Origin of the sequence: Nonomuraea sp. NPDC059194 (genome assembly GCF_042754765.1) — a bacterium.
In the GTDB taxonomy this organism is placed as follows: domain Bacteria; phylum Actinomycetota; class Actinomycetes; order Streptosporangiales; family Streptosporangiaceae; genus Nonomuraea.
Window position 1 is genome coordinate 306117 of the sequence record NZ_JBHZBH010000004.1, and the last position, 21093, is coordinate 327209.

General features: G+C 70.1%; 21 protein-coding genes and 2 pseudogenes. 8 read left to right on the forward strand and 15 right to left on the reverse strand.

The features are described from left to right. Positions 1-56: 56 nt before the first annotated feature. The 7 genes from ACFXJ8_RS08700 to ACFXJ8_RS08730 are packed head-to-tail and all read right to left on the reverse strand — an operon-like array spanning position 57 to position 5993. On the reverse strand, positions 57-443 hold the full coding sequence (locus tag ACFXJ8_RS08700) for a MaoC/PaaZ C-terminal domain-containing protein (RefSeq protein ID WP_379643217.1): 387 nt from the start codon (positions 441-443) through the stop codon (positions 57-59). Next, on the reverse strand, positions 440-922 hold the full coding sequence (locus ACFXJ8_RS08705) for a MaoC family dehydratase N-terminal domain-containing protein (RefSeq protein ID WP_379643218.1): 483 nt from the start codon (positions 920-922) through the stop codon (positions 440-442). Before ACFXJ8_RS08705 ends, ACFXJ8_RS08700 begins: the two co-directional genes overlap by 4 nt. Continuing rightward, positions 919-1941, reverse strand: coding sequence for a Rid family hydrolase (locus ACFXJ8_RS08710; RefSeq protein WP_379643219.1), 1023 nt, complete (start codon positions 1939-1941; stop codon positions 919-921). The genes ACFXJ8_RS08705 and ACFXJ8_RS08710 overlap by 4 nt, the downstream gene beginning before the upstream one ends. After that, entirely contained in the window at positions 1938-3278 is a 1341-nt protein-coding gene (locus tag ACFXJ8_RS08715) for an MmgE/PrpD family protein (protein ID WP_379643220.1), read from the reverse strand. The genes ACFXJ8_RS08710 and ACFXJ8_RS08715 overlap by 4 nt, the downstream gene beginning before the upstream one ends. Beyond that, on the reverse strand, positions 3275-4474 hold the full coding sequence (locus ACFXJ8_RS08720; protein WP_379643221.1) for a CaiB/BaiF CoA transferase family protein: 1200 nt from the start codon (positions 4472-4474) through the stop codon (positions 3275-3277). Before ACFXJ8_RS08720 ends, ACFXJ8_RS08715 begins: the two co-directional genes overlap by 4 nt. Then, on the reverse strand, positions 4471-5478 hold the full coding sequence (locus tag ACFXJ8_RS08725; RefSeq protein ID WP_379643222.1) for an LLM class flavin-dependent oxidoreductase: 1008 nt from the start codon (positions 5476-5478) through the stop codon (positions 4471-4473). Before ACFXJ8_RS08725 ends, ACFXJ8_RS08720 begins: the two co-directional genes overlap by 4 nt. After that, a complete protein-coding gene (locus tag ACFXJ8_RS08730; protein ID WP_379643223.1) occupies positions 5475-5993 on the reverse strand; it encodes a MaoC family dehydratase in 519 nt (172 codons plus the stop codon). The genes ACFXJ8_RS08725 and ACFXJ8_RS08730 overlap by 4 nt, the downstream gene beginning before the upstream one ends. A 91-nt stretch (positions 5994-6084) precedes the next feature. Here ACFXJ8_RS08730 and ACFXJ8_RS08735 point away from each other — a divergent pair, with 91 nt between their 5' ends. The 3 genes from ACFXJ8_RS08735 to ACFXJ8_RS08745 are packed head-to-tail and all read left to right on the forward strand — an operon-like array spanning position 6085 to position 7207. Beyond that, positions 6085-6501 carry a nuclear transport factor 2 family protein gene (locus tag ACFXJ8_RS08735; protein ID WP_379643224.1) on the forward strand — a complete coding sequence of 139 codons (417 nt, stop codon included), beginning with the start codon at positions 6085-6087 and terminating at the stop codon, positions 6499-6501. Then, complete coding sequence (locus ACFXJ8_RS08740) at positions 6498-6890, forward strand: hypothetical protein (protein ID WP_379643225.1); 393 nt, start codon at positions 6498-6500, stop codon at positions 6888-6890. Before ACFXJ8_RS08735 ends, ACFXJ8_RS08740 begins: the two co-directional genes overlap by 4 nt. Further along, positions 6887-7207 carry an aldehyde dehydrogenase family protein gene (locus ACFXJ8_RS08745; RefSeq protein ID WP_379643226.1) on the forward strand — a complete coding sequence of 107 codons (321 nt, stop codon included), beginning with the start codon at positions 6887-6889 and terminating at the stop codon, positions 7205-7207. Before ACFXJ8_RS08740 ends, ACFXJ8_RS08745 begins: the two co-directional genes overlap by 4 nt. A gap of 545 nt (positions 7208-7752) precedes the next feature. Here ACFXJ8_RS08745 and ACFXJ8_RS08750 read toward each other — a convergent pair. The 3 genes from ACFXJ8_RS08750 to ACFXJ8_RS08760 form a co-directional block, all read right to left on the reverse strand. Further along, on the reverse strand, positions 7753-8574 hold the full coding sequence (locus ACFXJ8_RS08750) for an SAM-dependent methyltransferase (RefSeq protein ID WP_379643227.1): 822 nt from the start codon (positions 8572-8574) through the stop codon (positions 7753-7755). Positions 8575-8646: 72 nt separating this feature from the next. Then, positions 8647-8958, reverse strand: coding sequence for a multicopper oxidase domain-containing protein (locus ACFXJ8_RS08755; RefSeq protein WP_379643278.1), 312 nt, complete (start codon positions 8956-8958; stop codon positions 8647-8649). Between the two features lie 333 nt (positions 8959-9291). Continuing rightward, complete coding sequence (locus ACFXJ8_RS08760; protein WP_379643228.1) at positions 9292-10503, reverse strand: acyl-CoA dehydrogenase family protein; 1212 nt, start codon at positions 10501-10503, stop codon at positions 9292-9294. A gap of 222 nt (positions 10504-10725) precedes the next feature. On the opposite strand from ACFXJ8_RS08760, the gene ACFXJ8_RS08765 reads away from it, so the two are divergent. Beyond that, positions 10726-11301 carry a TetR family transcriptional regulator gene (locus ACFXJ8_RS08765; RefSeq protein WP_379643229.1) on the forward strand — a complete coding sequence of 192 codons (576 nt, stop codon included), beginning with the start codon at positions 10726-10728 and terminating at the stop codon, positions 11299-11301. A 267-nt stretch (positions 11302-11568) separates the two neighbouring features. Here ACFXJ8_RS08765 and ACFXJ8_RS08770 read toward each other — a convergent pair whose 3' ends face one another. From ACFXJ8_RS08770 to tnpA, 3 genes are all read right to left on the reverse strand, one after another. Next, the gene (locus ACFXJ8_RS08770; RefSeq protein ID WP_379643230.1) at positions 11569-12159 is read right to left on the reverse strand and encodes a class I SAM-dependent methyltransferase; all 591 of its coding nucleotides are present in this window, start codon (positions 12157-12159) and stop codon (positions 11569-11571) included. Positions 12160-12616: 457 nt separating this feature from the next. After that, positions 12617-13543 carry a glucosyl-3-phosphoglycerate synthase gene (locus ACFXJ8_RS08775; RefSeq protein ID WP_379643231.1) on the reverse strand — a complete coding sequence of 309 codons (927 nt, stop codon included), beginning with the start codon at positions 13541-13543 and terminating at the stop codon, positions 12617-12619. Positions 13544-13987: 444 nt separating this feature from the next. Then, positions 13988-14416 (reverse strand): IS200/IS605 family transposase, encoded by a 429-nt coding sequence (tnpA, locus tag ACFXJ8_RS08780; protein WP_379643232.1) that lies wholly within the window; start codon positions 14414-14416, stop codon positions 13988-13990. 23 nt (positions 14417-14439) lie between these two features. Here tnpA and ACFXJ8_RS08785 point away from each other — a divergent pair, with 23 nt between their 5' ends. The 3 genes and pseudogenes from ACFXJ8_RS08785 to ACFXJ8_RS08795 form a co-directional block, all read left to right on the forward strand. Then, positions 14440-15759 (forward strand): RNA-guided endonuclease InsQ/TnpB family protein, encoded by a 1320-nt coding sequence (locus ACFXJ8_RS08785; RefSeq protein WP_379643233.1) that lies wholly within the window; start codon positions 14440-14442, stop codon positions 15757-15759. A gap of 44 nt (positions 15760-15803) precedes the next feature. After that, positions 15804-15977: pseudogene (locus ACFXJ8_RS08790) on the forward strand (methylated-DNA--[protein]-cysteine S-methyltransferase); the annotation flags it as partial. Positions 15978-16037: 60 nt separating this feature from the next. Further along, a pseudogene (locus ACFXJ8_RS08795) lies at positions 16038-16109 on the forward strand (2OG-Fe(II) oxygenase); the annotation flags it as partial. A 130-nt stretch (positions 16110-16239) separates the two neighbouring features. On the opposite strand, the gene ACFXJ8_RS08800 reads toward ACFXJ8_RS08795, so the two are convergent. Beyond that, positions 16240-17712: a helix-turn-helix domain-containing protein gene (locus tag ACFXJ8_RS08800; protein WP_379643234.1), complete on the reverse strand. Its 1473-nt coding sequence runs from the start codon at positions 17710-17712 to the stop codon at positions 16240-16242. Between the two features lie 258 nt (positions 17713-17970). Here ACFXJ8_RS08800 and aceA point away from each other — a divergent pair, with 258 nt between their 5' ends. After that, positions 17971-19251, forward strand: a complete 1281-nt coding sequence (gene aceA / locus ACFXJ8_RS08805) for an isocitrate lyase (protein WP_379643235.1) — start codon at positions 17971-17973, stop codon at positions 19249-19251. 187 nt (positions 19252-19438) lie between these two features. On the opposite strand, the gene ACFXJ8_RS08810 is transcribed toward aceA, so the two are convergent. Further along, positions 19439-20953 carry a protein kinase gene (locus ACFXJ8_RS08810; protein WP_379643236.1) on the reverse strand — a complete coding sequence of 505 codons (1515 nt, stop codon included), beginning with the start codon at positions 20951-20953 and terminating at the stop codon, positions 19439-19441. Positions 20954-21093 lie beyond the last annotated feature (140 nt).

The following is a 21093-nucleotide window of genomic DNA, read 5'->3' on the forward strand; positions in this document are numbered from 1 at the left end:
GCCTTCCGAGCGCGTCATCGGACCACCACAGTCCCGGCCCATGCGGGCCGCGCCGGTCATCGGACCACCACCGTGGCCCCGGCCGAGGCGACCGCGACGCGCCCGTCGCCGGTCACCTCGACCTGCTGCTCCACTGCCAGCACACCGTCCTCGACGGCGGTGACCCGGCCAGTGCAGCGCACGGTCTCGCCGGCGAACACCATGCTCCTGAAGCGGAAGTGCAGCCGGACGATCCGGGCTCGGGGGCCGAGCCAGTCCTGGAGCTGCTCGGCCAGCAGCGCGCCGAACACCTGGCCGTCCACTACCGGGCCGGGCAGGCCCGCGGTGTAGGCGGGGTCGTAGTGCAGCCGGTGCCAGTCCCAGGTGGCTCCGGCATAAGCGATCATGTCGGGCAGTTCGATGCGCCGTTCCAGCGCCGGAACCTCGGCGCCTACCTCGATCACAACGACTCCAGGGGCACGTAGATCAGGGTTTCCTCATTCACGGCGAGCAAGTCGCCGTGCTGGTTGACGTAGGTGGCGCAGGAGATCACGAAGAGCTTGCCGGCCTTCTCGGTGACGTCCTCGACGCGCCAGGTCGCGGTGATCACGTCGGTCGGCCGTACCGGCTCGTGGAACTCGTAGGCGTTGCCGCCCCGGACCAGCCGCGTCTTCGGGATGTCGAGGTGCCACACGTGTCCCGCGAAGCCGTCCTCGTTCCTGGGCAGCCCGGCGTACTGGTTGCTCTCGCAGATCAGCGTGGGCGGGGCGACGATCCCGTCGTAGCCGTGCGCCCGCGCGTAGGCGTCGTCGGTGTAGAGCGGGTTGTCGTCGCCGACCGCCAGCGCGAAGTAGCGGATCGAGGCCCGGCCCAGCTCCTCGGGGGCGGTGTAGGACATCTCCCGGCCGATCAGCGCCTTGATCTCGTCGGTCAGCAGCGTCACGGGAACACCGCCGTGGGCACGACCTCGATCAGGAACTCCGGCCGCAGCAGCGCCGAGCAGACCACCGACGTCAGCGCGACCGGACCACCGAAGTACTTCGCCCTGATCTCGGCTACCTTGTCGTAGTCCGCGATTCCGGCCGGAGTCACGTACTCCACCAGGCGCACCACTGCGTTCCCGGCCAGCCTCGCCTCGCGCAGCACGGCCGCGATCGCGGCGTAGGTGTATTCGGCCTGGGCGAGCAGGTCGCCGTCGAAGATCGCCCGCTGCGTGGCGGGCTCCAACGCGCCGAACCCGGACATGAACAGCGTGTTTCCCGCGGCGATGCCCGGCTTGTAGGTCAGGGTCTCGTAGCGTCGCCAGCCGGGGTTGACCGTACGGAGGGGGCGTCGAGACGCGATCGCGTCGAGCGAGACCATGGCGCCCTCGGTCAGCGGCCGGTCGACGAGGATGCCCGCCGCGCCCGGGTGCACCGGCCGCCCGTCGGCGCCGGTGCCGCCGAGGAGTTCCCTGCGGGGGCGGCCGCAGTGCGGGTACTCGGCGCGGGTGGCCGTGGCGGTGTAGTCGGTCGTCTGCACCAGCGCGTCCAGGCCCAGACCGGCCGCCTTGAGCAACTCCCCTGCGACCTCCAGGCATGAGCGGTACTGCTCCCGGAAGCCCGCCGACAGGTCGGCAGGGAGGATGCCGGGCACGTACACGATCTCGTCAGCCACCGTGACCACGCCGCTGCCGGTGGCGATCCGCTCGCCGCCTCCCCGGTAAGCGGTCACCTCGACCGCGACCGTGGCCCCTGGTTCAGGGAGTCCTTCGACGGCCACGGTGGAGACCGTCACACCGGCCGGGCGCGCTTCGCCGCAGCCGGCCGCCGGGTCCGTCACGTACTCCACGACCTGGACGATGTCGTCCTCCGACAGCCCTGCCGCTGTCAGGGCCTCCCGGGCTCGCACATACGCGTCACCGGCGGTGGCGCCGGCCACGGCGGACAGCCGCGCGGTGCCGTGTGCGACGGATACGGTCATCTCTGCAACTCCTCCCGTACGTCATCGGATACGTCCACCAAGTCCGCCATCAGCGGCCCCAGGTCGCTCAGACCGGCGAGGCCGAGGGCCCGCTCGACCGTCCGCTCGCTCAGGCCGTTGCCCATGGCCTTCGTCCGGGCCAGGTGGTCGAGGTCCGGATCGTCCGGGCCGCCCGCGCTGCGCGGCGCCTCTGTCACGGCGTGCGAGCCGTCGGTGAACCGTACGCGCAGCCGTCCCGGCTGGTCGGCCGCGACGCCGGGGAAGGGCACCACCTGGTGCCCGACCAGTTCGGCCAGCTCGGCCACCTCCGGGCGATTCATGTCCTGGTACGTACGCACGGTGACGTCGCCGTCGACGATCATCGCGGCGACACTCCAGGGCAGGCTGAACTTCGCCTCGTACGGCGTGCGCGGTCGCGCCTTGCCCGCCCCGCAGACGATCGGCGCGGTGTCCTGATGCACCTCGGCCACGATCTCCTCGATCTTCCAGGCGCGGCCGGCCAGGCCCCTGGCGGCGTCGAGAGAGGCGTGCACGAGCTGGCAGGCGGGGTACGGCTTGATCGTGATGCGGGTGACCTCCCAGCGCTCCCCCAACCCCCGCGCGGGATCCGTGCCCGGCCGTCCGAGCAGCGCTCCGTACAGGCCGTACTCGCCCTCCAGCACGCTCGCGGGCCCGGTTGCCCCGGCTCGGGCGAGGCGGGCGGCGAGGATCCCGGAGTGCGCGGCGAGTCCGGGGTGGAGTTGCTTGGTGGAGGATCCGGTGTGCAGGAACTCCAGCAGCCCACCGGCCTGGCTTCCCGCGATGCCCAGCGCATGGACGGCCTGGCCATGGCTCAGGCCGTACAGCCGCGCGGCCACCAGGGCGGCGGCGAACACCCCGCACGCCGACGTGGCGTGCAGGCCCCGCGAGTGAAAACCGTGCGGTACGGCGGCGCCAAGACGGCAGATCGTCTCGTACCCCACCAGGGCGGCCGTCAGCACCTCGGCGCCGCTCGCCCCGGTCTCCTCCCCCACGGCCAGCGCCACGGGCAGCACCGGGGCGGTGGCGTGGACGAGCCCGCCCGCATGAGTGTCGTCGAAGTCGAGCATGTGCGCCAGCGCGCCGCCTGCCAGGGCGGCGGCAGGCGCGCCGACCCGGCAGGAGGTGCCGATGATCGTCGCCTCGGGCGGTCCGCCCAGCCCGCGCGCCACTTCGACAGCGGGGATGTCCGGCCCGGCGGCCACGGCGCAACCGAGACCGTCCAGCAGGTGGCGGAGCGCGGCGTCGCGGGCGGCGCCGGGCACGTGATCCAGAGTGAGCCCCAGCCCCCACTCGGCCAGAACGTCAGCAGCCGTCATCGTGGCGCTCCGAACGCGCCCGCCGCGGCCAGTTCGTCCACCCGTTCCGGGGAGTAGCCGAGCAGGCCGCGGACGATCTCCTCGAAGTGCTCACCGCGCCGGGGAGCCCGCCGGTGTACAACCGACTCGGCGCCTACTCGCACCGGTGAGGTGAGCTGACGCACGGTGCCGTAGCGCGGATGCTCGGTCTCCACCACCAGGTCGCGAGCGGTCGTGTGCTCCTCTGCGAGCGCCTGCCGTACGTCGTTGACCGGCCCGCAGGGGATGCCCGCCGGGTAGAGGACGGCCAGCCACTCGGCCACGGTCCGGGTGCGGAAGATCTCGGCCAGCCTGGGTAGCAGCGTGCCGGCGTTGCGCCGGCGGTCGGCGAAGGTGGCGTAGCCCGGATCCTCGGTGAACTCCGGGCCGAGGATCGCGGCCAGCCGCTGCCAGAACTTCTCCTTGGCGCAGCCGACCACCAGCCAGCCATCCTTGGCCTCGAAGTTCTGGAACGGCACCAGCGACGGGTGGGCCGAGTTCGGCATCCGGGCGGGCTCATAATCGCTGTTGAGCGCCCAGGTGCCGACGTAGGTCAGCATGCTGATCGCGGTGTCGTACAGCGACAGGTCGCAGTCCATGCCCACCCCGTCGCGACGGGCCGCGTGCACCCCGGCCAGCAGCGCGATCGCGGCGACGAACCCGCCCGAGTAGTCCACCACCGAAAGACCCGACTTGGCGGGCGGCCCGGTGGGCTCCCCCGTGAGGTCCATCCATCCAGCCAGGCCCTGCAGGATGTAGTCGTAGCCCGGCTCCTTCGCCCGCGGCCCGCTCATGCCGAAGCCGGTGAGCGAGCAGCAGACGATCCTGGGGTTCAGGTGCGCCAGGTCCGCGTAGGTGATGCGCATCTTGGCGGGCACGTCTCCGCGGAGGTTGGAGTAGACCGCGTCGCCGTGCCGTACCAGGTCCTCGAAGACCTCCCGGCCCGCGGCGGTGCCCAGGTCGAGCGAGATCGACTTCTTGTTCCTGTTGAAGGTCTCGAAGAATAGCGAGTCCTCGCCCTCGGCGTACGGCGGGACGTAGCGGCCCACGTCGCCACCGGCTCGCGGGTCCTCGATCTTGATGATCTCTGCGCCCAGGTCGGCCAGGTGCACGCTGCCGAACGGGCCCGCGCCGTACTGCTCAAGGCTGACGATCCGGACGTCCTCCAGCGGTCTCATGAGGTCAGCTCCCTGATGAGGGCGATGATGCGGGACTGGTTGGCGCGGATCTCCTCGGGGGCGTTGCCGTACCCCGCGGGGGTGAGCTTGACCGTGTCGGCCAGTCCTCGGTAGGCGGCCAACCGCTCGGCCACCTGCTCGGGTGTCCCCGCCAGGACGAGCGGGTCGATCAGGTGATCCGGCACGACGGGCGGCTCACCCGCGCGGAAGGCCGCCACCACCTTGGCGTGCTCCTCGGCCAGGCCGTGAAAGGCGAAGAAGTCCTTGTAGGTGGCGACCGAGGCGTAGAACCCGAGCACGCCGGCCGCCCGCCGCCGGGCGACAGCCGGATCTGGGTCGATCGAGCAGCAGCCGGAGACGACGACGTCCAGCCGGTCGCGGTCCCGCCCGGCCCGCTCCAGGCCGTGGAGCAGGTTGGGCAGCACGTGCTGCCGCAGATAGGCGGGGGACGACAGCTCATGGGAGATCCACCCGTCGGCGATCTGCCCGGTGAGCCGGGTGAGCTGCGGGCCGACGGCGGCAAGGTAGATCGGGATCGCTTCGCGAACCGGCTGGTACGGCCGGCGGAAGCCGCGCACGCGCAGGCGCTGCCACTCCCCGTCGTACTCCAGTGGCTCCCCGGTGTGCGCCTTGGCGACGATCGTCCTGATCACCTCGACCGTTTCGCGGAGCTGCGCGAGCGGCTTCTCCCATCGGGCGTTGTGCCAGTTCTCGTTGAGGCGTCTGGCTCCGGAGCCGAGGCCGAGCGTGAACCTGCCGCCGGTGAGCTCGTCGAGGTCAAGGGCCTCCAGAGCGATGATCATCGGGCTGCGGGTGAAAGCGAGGGCGATGGCCGTACCCACGCCCGCCCGGGAGGTGGCGGAGGCGACCGCGGCGGCGCTGACGGTGGCGCTGCGGTGCAACTCGGGCAGCCAGATCACTTCGGCACCGGCGGCCTCGGCTGCCCGGGCGGCGGCGGCCAGCTCCTCCAGCGTCTCGCCCCAGGGACCGTAGGTGATCCTCATGACGCGAGCGGTCCGTTCTTGGCCTGGGGGAAGTAGTCCTTGTCGTGGGGCGCGTCGCGCCGGTAGACCATGACGGTCCGCTTCCACGACATGATCTCGTCACCGTCCTGGTTCAGCCCGCGGGTGCGGCAGGTGACGATGCCGGCGTAGGGCCGCGAGCCCGACTCGCGCTTGTCGAGCACGAGCGACTCGGCGTAGATCGTGTCACCGACGAACACCGGATGGATGAGCTTGATCTCGTCCCAGCCGAGATTCATGATCGCTGTCTGGCTCATGTCGATGACCGAAAGGCCCAGCACGATCGCCACGGTCAGACCGGAGTTGGCGATGATCTTTCCGTAGGGGGCGCGTACGGCGAAGTGGACGTTGAAGTGGTTCTGGTTGGTGTTCATGGTCAGCAACGTGAACCAGGTGTTGTCGGCGTCGTTGATCGTGCGGCCGAGCGGATGCTGGTAGACGTCGCCGACCGCGAAGTCCTCGTAGTAACGGCCGATGCGGGCTTCGTGCACGGTCACGGGTGTCTCCCCGGCTCACTGAAACGTCAGACCATTACGCTAATGGTCTGATGTTTCAGGGGTCAATGCTCTATGTTCCATTTTGCGAAACATGGTTTCAAATAGGGAGCGAGCATGCCTGACCCTCTGGACACGGCCGAGACGCTCTGCCGCGCCGTCGTCGACCGCTCGGATCTCCGGCTCCGCCGGCGACACGCTCGTCTTCATCGAGGGACCGCGCTGGCAGCCGGTCGGCAAGGAGGCGGTCGCCCAGGGATGGCGGGCCTTCGCCGACTCTCCCGCGACGACCGGCCACTCCTGGGTCTCGGGTCCGAACGTCCGCCAGGACGGCGACCTCGCCGTCGTCAACGGCATCGTGCATCTCGGCCGCGACGAGGAGGCGACGCGGCTCCGGATCACCTGGGTGCTCACCAGGGCCGAGGACCGCTGGCTGGTGGTGCATGAGCATGCCTCCCAGCCCGTTCCCGATCCGTGGGGCATCGGCGGCGACTGGCTGCACCGCTCATGACCGCCGCGTTCCGGGCCCTGGCCCTGCAGGTCGCCACACGGGCCGTCACCGGGCGGCCGATCCGCGCGCGGCGATCGGGCGGGTGGACGGCCACCTCGCGGGGGCACGGGCCTGGATCGGGCCCGACCTGCGCCTGGTCGTGCTGCCGCAAGGCCGTCGCCCGCCGCGCCCGCGCCGTCGAGCTCGCCAGGGCGCTCGCCTCGGACACCGCGGTGGTCGAGGCATTGACCGCCGACACCGGACGACGAGTGGAGTCGGAGCTGGAGCGGCGGCTCGTCGTCGACATGATCGAGCGATGGGTACGGCTGGCGCCCGCGATGCTTGAGCCGGAGGCCTGCCGTCGGTGGCGCTGCGCGGCTCCTGGAGCCCCTACGAGCTGGCCGGCGTGATCAGCCCCTGGAACTTCCCGCTGCTGCTCGGCCTCATCGACGCGATCCCCGCGGGCTGCGCCGTGCTGGTCAAGCCCAGCGAGGTCACCCCGCGCTTCATCGAGCCGCTGACGCGCCTGGTCCCGCCGGAGCTGCCGCTGCGTGTGATCGAGGGCGACGGTTCGACGGGGGCGGCCATGGTGGGGCTGATCGATGCCGTCGCCTTCACCGGCTCGGTGCCCACCGGGCGACTGGTCGCCGAGGCGGCGAGTCGGGCGTTCATCCCCGCCTTCCTGGAGCTGGGCGGCAAGAACCCCGCGATCGTGCTCACCTACTAGGCGCCGAGGGCACCGACCTGCGGCTGTTCGAGCTGATCGTACTGAGCGATGACGGCGACAACCGCAGCCGGGTTTGGCAGTGGGTGAAGGACGGCGTCTGCTTCCAGCGCACGCTCATCAATGAGGGCGGTCGCTCGCGTCGGCTGTTGTCCCCGCCACCGTGCGGCGGCACCCGGGCGGCTGGATTCACTTCCAGGACGTGGTTGAACCGCGCCGGGTCGTCTGCGGTCCGGCCGTCCAGCCGATCGGAGTTTCCGCACTTCTTCGCGAAGTAGTCGACACCCAGCACCGCCCTTTCTCCGGATCGGGCAACGCCCGCAGCAGCGTTGACCCGCTGACTGGCGCGCCGTTTGGCTCCGTCGACCACCCTGGGCGCCAAGAAAGGCTGTGGCGGAGATCTGGAACGCCGAGAACAGGCGCGGTCAAGCCGTTCGCCGATACCTATGGCGCCGAGTACCTCCAGGCCGTCGCCAAGATGGCCGACGACCTGGAGGGACAGCCGGTCAGACCTCGAACGCGTCCAGGCCCTGAAGGCCCGCCGAGGTTCACGTCTTCCGCGCGATGCCCAGATAAGCCATGCGCGCCATCTCCCGATCCACGAAAGGCTGCGTCTCGGGATCGGCGAACGGCCAGCCGACATCCTCCATGTCCCCGGTGACCAGGCCGGGGGGCACAAGCTCAAGATCACCGAAGAAGCGGCCGATCTCGGTGCCTGTGCGCGGGCAAAATGGCGCGTTGGCCTGCCCGTAGAGCTTGCTCACCTGGGCCACTCGCTCCGGAGCCGCATCGCTACCCACATGGGACAGGGCCAGGTAGCTGCCCGGCGCCAGCGCTTCGCGGTAAGCGGCCACGAACCCCTGCGGATCGTCGCTGTCGGGCACCAGATGGAGAATGAACATCATCAGCACCGCCACCGGCTGCTCGAAGTCCAGCAGCTTGGTCACCTCTGGATGGCTGAGGATCTCCGACGGCCGGGCGGCATCGCCCTGAACCATGGCCACCCGTTCCGGCTCGGCCAGCAGCGCCCGGCCGTGGGCGCACACGACCGGATCACGGTCGATGTACACCACCCGGGTCTCAGGAGCCAGCCGGAGAGCCACCTCGTGCACGTTCTGCTGGGCGGGCAGTCCCGATCCGAGATCGAGGAACTGCCGCACGCCCTGCTGGACCAGATACTCCACGAACCGGCCGATCACCTTGCGGTTCTCGCGTGTGCCCACTTTGGTCTCCGGCAGCACGCTGAGAACGAGCTCGGCCAGGTCACGGTCGGCTTGGAAGTGGTCCTTGCCACCGAGAAAGTAGTCGTACATACGTGCGGCGTTCGGCACCGTCGGGTCCACGCCGGGGGGAGCGGATTCAGCGTCCATCAGGCCTCTCATCAACCCTCGTTGAATAGTACTGCGATCAACGCCAGAGCGGGATCCCTGTATCGATCTTGGTCAGCCGGAGCGGCTCCACAGCCCACCGTGGCCAATCATGCCGAGCTCGCTGTGGTAGAGGTTGTGGCAGTGCATCATCCACGCCCCCAGGTTGTCGGAGTGACGGTCTCGTTGGGCCGCACGATCACGGTGTCCTCGCGGGGACCCCTGCCCTCGGAAGGTGTGACCGTGCACGTGCATCGGATGCCAGATGGGCGTCGCGTTGATGCATCTCGACCGGCTTCGCTCACCGGCTTCCACGCGCACCCGGACATCTGCGGTCGTGCCGCTGGGCGTGGTACCCAGACTCCAGGTCATGCGCAGCGGTCCCATACCGAGGAACAGGTCGACGGTACGCGCCGGAGTCCGGACGGGGAGATCGACCGCGGGCGCCGCGGCGAGATCGGCGAGGGCAGGCCGCCGACCGGACAGTTCGGGCACCGTGACGGTGGGGGCGGGGGCGGCGCCCGGACCGGTCCGCACCACAGCGAAGGCCCGGCCGCCCCTTCCTTCAGCGAACAACCCGTCCTTCAACGTGGCAAGCACGTCGTAGCGCTCCGATCAGCACCGTGTCCGCCTGCACCGGCACGACCGGGAATCCGTCGGTGTGGGTGACGGTGAACGAGTGGCCACCCGGAACGCGGTGTCGGCACCGGCGTTGACTTTTCAGCGAACCTGCAGGCCGGTGACCGCCCGCCCAATGATCAACCGCTGGATCTCCGACGTGCCCTCGAAGATGGTGTAGATCTTGGCGTCGCGGTGGAAGCGCTCCACCGGGTGCTCGCGCGTGTATCCCGCCCCGCCCAGCACCTGGATCGCCTGTTCCGTCACCCACACCGCCGTCTCGCCCGCCACCAGTTTGCACATCGAGCCCTCCGCGCGCTCGAACTGCCTGCCGTTGCGAGCCATCCACGCCGCGCGCCACGTCATCAACCGGGCCATGTCGACGCGGGTCGCCATGTCCGCGAGCAGGAACGCGATGGCCTGGTTCTCACCGATCTTGCGGCCGAACTGCTCGCGTTCACGGGCGTAGTCGCGGGCGTATTCGTAACCCGCGCGGGCGATCCCGACGGCCATGGCGGCGACGGACGGGCGGGTCGTCTCGAACGTGCGCATGGCGGCCTGCTCGCCCGCTCGCTCGCCGTTGCGGACGCGCGCAAGGCGGGCGTCGAGCTTGTCCTGGCCGCCGAGCAGGCACGAGGCGGGAACGCGGACGTTGTCGAGGACGACCTCGGCGGTGTGCGAGGCACGGATGCCGTGTTTGCGGAACTTCTGCCCCATCGACAGGCCAGGCGTGCCCGGCGGGATGATGAACGAGGCCTGGCCGCGCGTGCCGAGGGCCGGGTCGACCGTGGCGACGACGACGTGCACGTTGGCGATGCCGCCGTTGGTGGCCCAGGTCTTGACGCCGTTCAGGACCCAGTCACCCGATGGATCCCGTACGGCACGCGTGCGGATCGCGCCGACGTCGGAACCGGCCTCGGGCTCGGACGCGCAGAAGGCGCCGAGCTTGACGTCGTTCTCCGTACCGAACATCTGAGGCAGCCACTCCCCCATCTGTTCCGGCGTGCCGCCCGAGGAGAGGGCGGCGGCGGCCAGTCCGGTGCCGACGATCGACAGGCCGATCCCCGCGTCGCCCCAGAAGATCTCCTCGAACGCCACGGGCAGGGCCAGGCCGCTTTCCTCGAACCATTGGGTGGCGAAGAAGTCGAGGGAGTACAGGCCGATCCTGGCGGCTTCCTGGATGACGGGCCAGGGAGTCTGTTCGCGTTCGTCCCATTCGGCACCGGCAGGGCGGATGACGTCCCGGGCGAACGCGTGGACCCAGTCGCGCACGTCGAGCACGTCGGCGCTGGGTTCTGGACAGAAGCCGCTCATACCACTACTCCGCTCACATAATGATATTTCCGGGCGCGTTACCGGTGGTAACACCGATTGACTCTACTCTTCGGTACGGCGGAGCCGCCACCACGCGGGCGGTCGATCCCGGCCCCATGCGCCGACGACGGAGGGACGGTCGGATTCCGCGACGTTCGCCGAGGTCGAGCGCCTGTTGCGCAACAAGCCAACCAACCAGTTGGTCGAGGTAGGATGCGGGACATGGCAACGAAGGACTCGACCGCCGCCACCCGCGCCGCCCTGCTGAAGGCCGCGCGAGAGGAGTTCGCCGCGCACGGCCTGGCAGGAGCGCGCGTTGACCGTATCGCCGCACGGGCGGGCGTCAACAAGGAGCGCATCTACGGTCACTTCGGCACCAAGGTGGACTTGTTCGACGCCGTGGTCGGTGACGCGCTCAACGACCTTACCGAGCGGATCGCGCTGCCCAGTGATCCGGTCGAGTACGTGGCCAAGCTGACCGACTACTACCGCGAGCACCCCGACCTGGTGCGGCTGCTGATGTGGGAGGCGCTGAACTTCCGCGGCCCCGAACTGCCGGGCTTCGACGCGCGGGTGGAGCGCTGCGGCCAGAAGACCGAGTCGCTGGCCGCGGGGTTGGGCAGAAAAGCCTCGCCGGAGGTGGCGCGGCTGCTGTTCACGCTCACGGGGCTGGCGTTGTGGCCGTCGATGATGACGCAGCTCGGGCGCATCTTCCTGGGAGATGCCGTGGATGACGCGGAGGCGGGGCGAGACCAGACCGCCGCCTTTGTCGCCGCTGCACTCAAAGGCGGCGCCTGACCCGGCGCTTCCCTGCCCAGGCGGGGGGTGCCCGACCGGACAGTCATCCGACCGGGCAATCGTCCGAGTGGGCGATCGTCTGCCTGGCGGTCGTCTGACCGTGTGGCGGCCTGACCTCGCGGTCCCCTAACCAGACGGCGCCAGACCGGGCGGTCGCCTGACCGTGTGGTGCCTGACCGGGCGGTCGCCTGACCGTGTGGTGCCTGACCGGGCGGTCGCCTGACCCCATCCGGCAGCCGCCTGATCTCATCGGGCAGCCGCCCGACGTCAGCGGCGGTGGACGCTGACCGCGTAGCCCCCGTTCTCGTACGGCACGCCGTCCCAGGTGGCGAAGCGCTCGTCCAGCCGCAGCCCGGCGGCCTCGCACCAGGCATCGTATTCGTCCAAGGTGAAGGTCGGCCGGACCGGCAGATGCATGGCGTCGAGTCCGAACCCGGCCACCAGCACGCCATCTGGCGCCAGCGTGTTCGCGAGGTTCCGGATGGTCTGTGGCTCGGTGCCCTCGGCGAGCAGCGGGATCACGTTGCCTGCCGCGACGACGAGGTCGAAGATCGGCTCGAGGTCGAGGGCGGCGAGATCGGACTCGATCCAGGTCAGGTGGGGAGCGCGGTCCTTGGCGACGGCGAGCATCGACGAGTCCAGGTCGACGCCCACCACGTCGTAGCCCTGCTCGGCCAGCCAGATCGCCACCCTGCCCGTGCCGCACCCCGCGTCCAGGACCCGCGACCCAGGCGGGACGAGGGCGGCGCAGAAACGGGCCTCTCCATGAACGTCGGCACCACTGGCGGCCAGCGCGGCGAACCGGCCGTCGTAGGTTTTGCCCAGGTTTCCACCGGTCAGGTCACTCCATCTGCTCATGCGCCCATTCTGTACGGCCCGCCGCCACGCAACGGACGCCACCCCTGGCCGCCTTCGAGCGAGGAACGCCGTCCCACTCGCCGCCGCCAAGCGGGCGACACTGCGCCAGGCGACCCGCCGCCACTCGACAGACCCCGCACCACCTGGCCGCCGCCCTGTGTGTGACGCCGATCTTGGTGGGCTGGATCGTCGCGCGACAGGGTCGCCGTCGGCGGGTGTGATTCCGGGAGAGCGAGGCCCGCTGTGCGACGGAAGGATTGTGCATGGGCCCGCGATCGCCACCGGGAGGGGCAGGCATGGCCACGCAGCCGCCACCAGCAAGGGCAGGCGTGGCCACACCGGCCGTCACCATCCGGGCGGGCCGTGATTAGGGCGGCGACACCGGGAAGGGCTGAGCGTGATCACGGCGGAGCCGCCGGGACATGAGACGTGAGGGGGCGGGAGGGGGCGGTGGCCGTCAGGTGGTCACGGTGATCATCGGGGGGCGTTCGCCGACCGAGACGTTTCTCGTCCGCACCTGGTGGCCCACCTCCGTGCGGTGGAACTGTGCCAGCCGTACCGAGGGCTCGTGCATGGGGATCATCTTGCCCTGGCGTTCCAGGCGGGACCAGGCGGCCAGCATGATCTGGCCGGCCATGCCGCCGAGGGCCTCGGTGGATTGGTGGGAGTGTTCACGGGAACCGAGGTCGACCTGGGCCAGGGCGTCGAGACCGGCGAGGTCGTGCAGGTCGAGCAGCAGGCCGAGTTCGACGCCGTAGCCGGTGAGGAAAGGGACGCGTTCGAGTGCGGAGCGGCGGCCCGCGTACTCTCCGGCCAGCGGCTGGACGAAACCCGCCAGCTCGGGCCAGTGGAGGTTGATGAGGGGACGGGCGACCAGTTCGGTCACCCTGCCGCCGCCGGTGGGAGCGCCGAGCAGGGGACGGTCGTAGCTGCCCTTGACGTAGACGACGGACGGGTCGGACAGCAGCGGGCCCAGCAGGCCGGTGACCATCGAGGCGCGGAAGTCGCGCAGGTCGGCGTCGATGAACGTCAGCAGGTCGCCTGACGTCACCGCCAGCGACTTCCAGAGCGCCTCGCCCTTGCCGTCGAGGGGTTTGAGGTCGGGGAGGATCTCGTCCTGGGCGTGGACGGCGGCGCCCGCCCTGCCCGCCACAGCCGCGGTGTCGTCGGTCGAACGGGAGTCGATCACGACGATCTCGTCCACCAGGGCGTGCAGTTCTCGCCTGATCATCCCGACGATCTCGCCGACGGTCTCGCGTTCGTCGCGGGCGGGGAGGACGACGCTGATGGTGGTGCCGCCCTTGCGTTCCAGGAGGGCGTCGAGCGGCCAGTCGGCGACCGAGGACGTACGGCTCCGCAGCCACGCCTCTACCTCAGGCAGCACAAGCCCCTCCCCCGTCATTGTCACCGGTCATCAGCTTAGAGTCCCTGGGCGGGACGGCCAGACGACGGGTACGCGATCCCCGCTCAGCAAAGGATTCCCACGTCGGCAACAGAGCGCGCACGTCAAGGGCCCGCGCGGCAAAGGACCCCATGCCACGCGGCCCCGCCTCGCAACGGACCCGGTATGGCGGGCAAACGGCCCCGCCCGGCAAGGGACTCCAGGTGACGAGCGGGCCCCGCCCGGAGAAGGACCCCGCATGGCGAAGGGCGCTGCATGGCGAAGGGCGCTGCAATGGCGTCCGGTAGGGCGGCTCAGCGCGAGGTCCGAAAACCGCCAACCGTTTGCGCGCCTCCGGTGTTCTACCGAGATGTGGGCCAGTGCTCCGGCGTCTACGCCGGAGGGTGAAGGCCCACGCGAGAAGGCGCTCTGGCGCCTGAGCGTGCTCTAAACAGGTCGGGTTTGCTGCTCGATGTACTGGCGCAGGACCGAGATGGGTGCGCCGCCCACCGATCCGGCGAAGTAGGACCCGGACCAGAAGTGCCCGCCCCACAGATGCTCGCGCACGTGTGCGTCGTATTCCTGGCGCAGGTAGCGGGCCGAGACGCCCTTGAGGGAGTTGACCAGCTTGGACAGGGCGACTTTCGGCGGGTAGTGGACGAGCAGGTGGACGTGGTCGTGCTCGCCGTTGAACTCGCGTAGCTCGACCTCGAAGTCGGCGCACACCTCTCGCATGATTTCCTCGCAGCGCACCAGCATCGCGTCGGTGAACGCTCCACGACGGTACTTGGTGACGAAAACCAAATGCGCATGAAGGTGGTAAACGACGTGGCGTCCCATGCGCACATCGGGATTGGTATTCCATCGCGGTGACATAAACCAAACGATACAATCGCGATGTGGAGACGGTGAAGCGGGTGCGTGCGCACGTCGCGCGCCTGGACCTGGACAAGCGGCAGTCCGCCGCCTTGGACGCCCAGGCGCACACCGCGCGCGCCCTGTGGAACCTGCTCCACGAGTACACGACCTTCCGTCCGGACCGGCTCGCCTCACTCAAGCAGTGCGATGAGGCGATCCGGACCGCACGCCGCGAGATCGACTGGCTGGGCGGCCTGCCCGCCCAAGCCGCCCAGGCGGTACTGAAGACCTACCGGCAGGCGTGGGCAAACTTCTTCAACCCCGATCACCCCGCCGAGCGGCCTGCCTTCAAGGCCCGGTTCCGGTCCCGGATGGCGATCGATGTCCCCCAGGCGCGGGACCTGAACATCATCCGGATCAACCGGCGGTGGGGCTCGGTGAACCTGCCCAAGGTCGGCCGGGTGAGGTTCCGGTGGACCAAAAACCTGCCCGGCGTGACCAAGGGTGGCCCGCAAGGGCGGATCACTGGGGCGCGACTGGTCAAGGACGCGCTGGGCTGGCACATCGTCTTCCGTGCCGAACTGCCCGCCCCCGCCCCCGCCCCCGCCCCGCACGCCGGGCCGGAGATCGGTATTGACCGGGGCATCGCGGTCCCCCTCGCGCTTTCCACCGGTGAGCACCTCAAGCATGACCAGTGGCTCACCGACAGCGAAGCGGCCCGGCTCCTGCGGCTGGAACGTAAGTCTGCCCGCCAGCGCGCCACCCGCAAGAGGGGCACCCCGCCCTCCAACCGGGAGAAGCGCACCTACGACCAGATCGCGAAACTCCGCGCGACAGCCAAGCGCCGAGCCCTCGACTGGCAGCACCAGACCACCACCGATCTCGCGCGACGATTCAGCGTGATCGTGGTGGAGGACCTGAACATCGGCAACATGATGGCATCGGCGTCCGGGACGATCGAGGAACCGGGCAAGAACGTCGCCCAGAAGCGGGGCCTGAACCGGGCCATCGCCGGGGAAGCCTGGGGCCGCACGGTGGACTTCCTCACCTACAAGAGCGCCGACCGGTGCGGCCAAGTCGAGAAGGTCGCACCGCACGGCACCTCCCAGGAATGCCACCGCTGTCACACCACCATCCCCGGCTCACGCGAAACACAGTCACGGTTCGCGTGCAAGAACCCGGCGTGCGGCTGGATCGGCAACGCCGATACCAACGCCGCCAGAAACCAGCTCCACCGGTACAACTCTGCCGCCGGACGGGCGGTCACAGGACGTGGAGACTCGCCGGTAGGCGGGTCCGTGAAGCGTCAAGCATCCTGTCCCATAGTTTCGCCCGCATCCGCGCCGCGAGCTGCTGCGTAAGCAGCACAGGAATCTCCGTCATTCATGGCGGAGAGCACGTCAAAGAGCAGAGCCACCACGCGGTCGGAGGGGCGATCGGCGCCAACCCGCTGCTGATCGTCAGGCCGTGCCACCGGGTGATCGGCGCGAACGGGTCGCTGACCGGATACGCGGGCGGCGTGGAACGCAAGCGGTACCTGCTGACCCATGAAAGCGCCCTGCAGCCGCTGTTCGCCTGAGCCCGGCCAGCCCCTGAGCCCAGTGAACACAGCCCTCAGCCCGGCGAAACAGCCCCGGTCAGGCACGGCGTCAGCACGGTACGGCGCGGCCCGCGGCACACTCTCGGTCTGGTCTTCCACGACGCCGCCTGAGCCATGCGCGCGCACACCACGTCGATGAGGACACCGAGCCCAGCCCCGGGGGCGCCCGCCCACATTGTCGAGGACGGCGGGCGGCACAAGAGGGCAAGAGGGACGGCGGGCCGTACAAGAAGAAGGCGCGTCAGCCCAGGGTCGCGTGCCGTTCGAGGAAGGTGTAGACGTCGGCCTCGTCCACGCCGGGGAACGACCCGGGCGGAAGCGCGGCCAGCACGTGGGAGTTGGCGCGCGCCGACGGCCACGCGTAACCCTCCCAGCGCTGTGCCAGCTCGGTGGGCGGGCGGCGGCAGCAGTCGCCGTTCGGGCAGTTCGAGCGTGTCCTGTTGGTGGTCTCGCGCCCGCGGAACCACCGCGATTCCCGGTACGGCACGCCCAGCGTGATCGCGAAGTCGCGCTCGCGGGACGGGTCGACGTGCGCCACGCAGAAGTAGGTGCCGGTCGGCGAGTCGGAGTACTGGTAGAAGACGGAGAACCGGTCGGGTGACTGGAAGACCTGCCGGCCCGACCACTGCAGGCACATGCGCTGTCCCTCGATGGCGCCCTGCTCGTCGGCGGGGAAGACGATGCCGTCGTTCTCGTAGGCCTTGTAGATGGTGCCGCCCGCGTCGTTGCGGACGAAGTGGCAGACCAGGTCGAGGTGGTGGGTGGCCAGGTTGGTGAAGCGGTGGGCGGCCATCTCGTAGGAGACGGCGAAGACGTCGCGCAGGTCCTCCACCGACAGGGCGCGGTCGTGCTTGGCCTCCTGGAGGAACTGGGTGGCGGTGCGCTCGGGCACGAGGACGGCGGCGGCGAAGTAGTTGGCCTCGGTGCGCTGCAGCAGGAAGTCGGCGAAGTCGCGCGGCTTGCCGTGGCCGAGGGCGAGGTGGCCGAGGGTCTGCAGCAGGATCGTGCGGGGGGTGTGCATGCCGAGCTGCTCGTGTTTGACGTAGATGCGGCGGTTGCGCAGGTCGGTGATGGAGCGCACGGAGCGCGGCAGGTCCTGCACGGTGTGGACGGTGTAGCCGAAGTGGGTCACCAGCGCCTGGACGGTGCTCTGGGACAGGGCGCCGGAGCGGTAGCCGACGGCGGCCAGCGCCTCGGCGGCGGCCTTCTCGATGTCGGGGAAGTAGTTGCCCTGTTCGCGCTGCCTGCGGCGGAGTTCGGCGTTGGCGGCCCTGGCCTCCTCGGGGGTGGCGGTGCCGCGGGCCTGCCTGGCGCGCAGCTCGCCGTACAGGCCGAGGATGTGTTCGAGGACGTCGTTGGGCACGCGGGCGGAGACCTTCAGCCGCGGCAGGCCGAGCCCCGCGTAGAGCGGGTCGCGCTGGGCTTCTTCGAGCGCGATCTCGAGCTGGGCGCGGCGGTTGGGCGGCTGGCGGCGCAGCAGTTCCTCGATCGGCACGTTGAGCGCGGTGGCCAGTGACTTCAGCAGTGACAGCTTGGGCTCGCGCTTGCCGTTCTCCAGCAGGGAGAGCTGGCTGGGCGCCCTGCTGACGCGCTCGCCCAGGTCGGACAGGGTGAGTCCGCGTTGTTTGCGCAGGTGACGCAGCCTCTGGCCGAAGGCGATGAGATCGAGCTCCTGCGTCAAAGAAAGCGGTTCTTCGCTGAGCAAGGGGGCCATGTGCGCATCATAGGCGGAAGAATCATGTTTTTTCTATAGCCGGGCCTCGCCACGCCCAAGATCCGCGACACGGCGGCGCATACGGCCATTGGTCTAGTCCATAGAGAAAAGTCGCGATTTCTTCTGCATCGAATACCGGCCAGTATCCCCAGAAACGGAAATTTCAGCATTCTTCTCCTCCCCTGCCCCTACTAGGACAGCTCCACCCGGGCAGACACTCAAGTGCAAGCACCCCAGGGGACGACAAAGGAGTGAAAAATGAACGATCGCCTCAAGGGAGCGGCTGAGCAGCTGCGGCACACCTGGAAGAACGACCCCCGCTGGAAGGGCACCGAACGCACCTACACCGCCGAAGACGTCGTCAGGCTGCGCGGCAGCGTGCAGGAGGAGCACACGCTGGCCAGGCTCGGCGCCGAGCGGCTGTGGGACCTGCTGCACACCGAGGACTACGTGCACGCGCTCGGCGCGCTGACCGGTAACCAGGCCGTGCAGCAGGTGAAGGCCGGTTTGAAGGCGATCTACCTGTCCGGCTGGCAGGTGGCGGCGGACGCGAACCTCGGCGGGCAGACCTACCCCGACCAGTCGCTGTACCCGGCCAACTCGGTGCCCGCCGTCGTGCGCCGCATCAACAACGCCCTGCTGCGCGCCGACCAGATCACCTGGTCGGAGGGGTCGGACGAGACCCACTGGCTCGCTCCGATCGTGGCCGACGCCGAGGCCGGCTTCGGTGGCGTGCTGAACGCCTTCGAGCTGATGAAGGGCATGATCGCGGCAGGCGCCGCGGGCGTGCACTGGGAGGACCAGCTCGCCTCGGAGAAGAAGTGCGGCCACCTCGGCGGCAAGGTGCTGATCCCGACCGGCCAGCACATCAAGACCCTCAACGCCGCCCGCCTGGCCGCCGACGTGGCAGGAGTCCCCTCACTGATCATCGCGCGGACCGACGCACAGGCCGCGACGCTCCTGACCAGTGACGTGGACCCCCGCGACCAGCGCTTCGTCACCGGTGACCGTACCGCCGAGGGCTTCTACCGGGTCCGCAACGGGGTCGAGGCCTGCATCGACCGCGGCCTGTCCTACGCTCCCTACGCCGACCTGCTGTGGATGGAGACCTCCACGCCGGACCTCGACGTGGCCCGCGAGTTCGCCGAGGCGATCAAGGCGAAGTACCCGGACCAGATGCTCGCCTACAACTGCTCGCCTTCCTTCAACTGGAAGCAGCACCTGGACGACTCCACGATCGCCAAGTTCCAGCGCGAGCTCGGGCACATGGGCTACAAGTTCCAGTTCATCACGCTGGCGGGCTTCCACTCGCTGAACTACTCGATGTTCAACCTGGCCCACGGCTACGCCGCCGACGGCATGACCGCCTACGTCGAGCTGCAGGAGGCCGAGTTCGCGGCCGAGCAGCGCGGCTACACCGCCACCAGGCACCAGCGCGAGGTCGGCACCGGCTACTTCGACCTGGTCAGCACGGCGATCGCGCCCGACTCCTCGACGACCGCCCTCAAGGGCTCCACCGAAGAGGAGCAGTTCCACTAAAGACTCGCCGTTTCCTCCTATGGGCATGGGAGGGTTCCCCGGCGACCGCCCCGGCCCCGCGCGCCCGCGGGACCGGGGCGTCTTCTTCTTCTGTACGGCACGCCGGGTCAAGGCCACCGTGGTCACCGCTGACCGCCCGTCCATCACGCCGCTCCAGCCGCGACGCCCCCGCCCCCGACGTCGCCCGTCAACCCGATGACGACCCCGTGGGCGTCTGGGACGCCGGGTCGGTGGGGGTGACGGACGCCGACGCCGTGGGATCGGGCGTCTCGCCCGGCCCCTCCTGCGGGATCGTGGTGACGCTGGAGGACGGCTGCGGGCAGTCGCGCGCCCGCTTCCTGCTCGCGGGGTTGACGCAGTCGCCCGGATCACCGTTGCCCGGCAGGTCGGGCGCCCTGCCGCGGCGCTCGGGCCAGGTCCGCTCCTCCAGCTTCGAGCGCGTCGGACGCAGCCGGGCGGGCTCGACCGTCCTGGTGTGGGTGACGACGACGGTCGGGGTGATCGACGGCCCGGCGCGGAACGGCTCGACGCTGGACCTCGTCGGCGTGGCGGCCGGATTGATCGTGGACGCGGCGGTGCCGTTCGGGACGACGACCGGAACGGGCTCGGGCAGCCCCGTGCCGCCGGCCCGCACCCCCGCTCCCCCGCCGGCCGCGGCGACCGTCAGCGCCGCGATCGACACCGTCGCCAGCGCTGCGAAGCTGGCGTGCGACAACTGCGCGCCCGCCCTGGCGCGGCGGCGGCGCGCGGCGGGCCTCGGCGCCTCGGTCTCGGCGCCGTCGCGCGGCGGGTCCGTCAGACGCACCCTGCCCCCGCCCGGCGGGTACGGCACCGGCGTCCAGATCTCCGACAGCACCCCGGCGACCGCCTCGCGCAGGTCCCACGGATCGCCCACGCCGCCCGCGGCCAGCAGGGCCCGCAGCAGCTCGGCCGAGGAGGGACGGCCGGCCGGGTCCTTGGCCAGCGCCGCCTCCACCGCGGGCCGCAGCAGCGCGGGCACGCCGTCGACGCGCGGGGGTTCCAGCATGATGCGCCTGGTCAGCACGTCGGCCTCGCCGGCGCCGAACGGGTGGTGCCCGGTGGCGGCGAAAGCGATCAGGCACCCCCAGGCGAACACGTCGGAGACGGGCAGCGCGGGCCCGCCGGTCAGCCGCTCGGGCGCCACCCAGCCGGGGCTGCCCATCACCTGCCCCGCCTGGGTGTGGGCGGCGGCGGTGTCGATGTCGCGGGCGATGCCGAAGTCGATGACGCGCGGCCCGTCCGGCGACAGCAGCACGTTGCCGGGTTTGAGGTCGCGGTGGACCAGCCCCGCGTCGTGGACGGCGACCAGCGCGGCGGCCACGCCGAGCGCCACGCCGTAGGCCAGGTCGGGCGTCAGCGGGCCGCGCGCGACCACGACCTGCGACAGCGCGGGACCCTTGATGTACTCGCAGACCAGGTAGGGGCGGTCCCGGTCGGTGCCGTCCTCGATCACGGCCGCCGTGCAGAACGGCACCACCCTGCGCGAGAGCCGTACCTCCTCGGCGAACCTGGCGCGCAGCGTGGCGTCGCGCAGGTGGACGGCGTGCGGGGTCTTCAGCGCCACGAGCCCGCCGCGCGGCTGCTCGGCCAGGTAGACCACGCCCATCCCGCCGGTGCCCAGGCGGCCGAGCAGCAGGTACCTGCCGATGATCACCGGGTCGCCCACCGTCAGCGGTCGCACGCCTGGTGGCATTCCGCTCGAACCACGTGCCATCCGGGTCGCCTCTCGCTCTGGGACACGGCCACAGCACACTGTGACCGGAGCGGGTGAGGCATTTCTCCGGGACTGTCACAAGGGGTATCGAAGGTAAGGCGAATCTT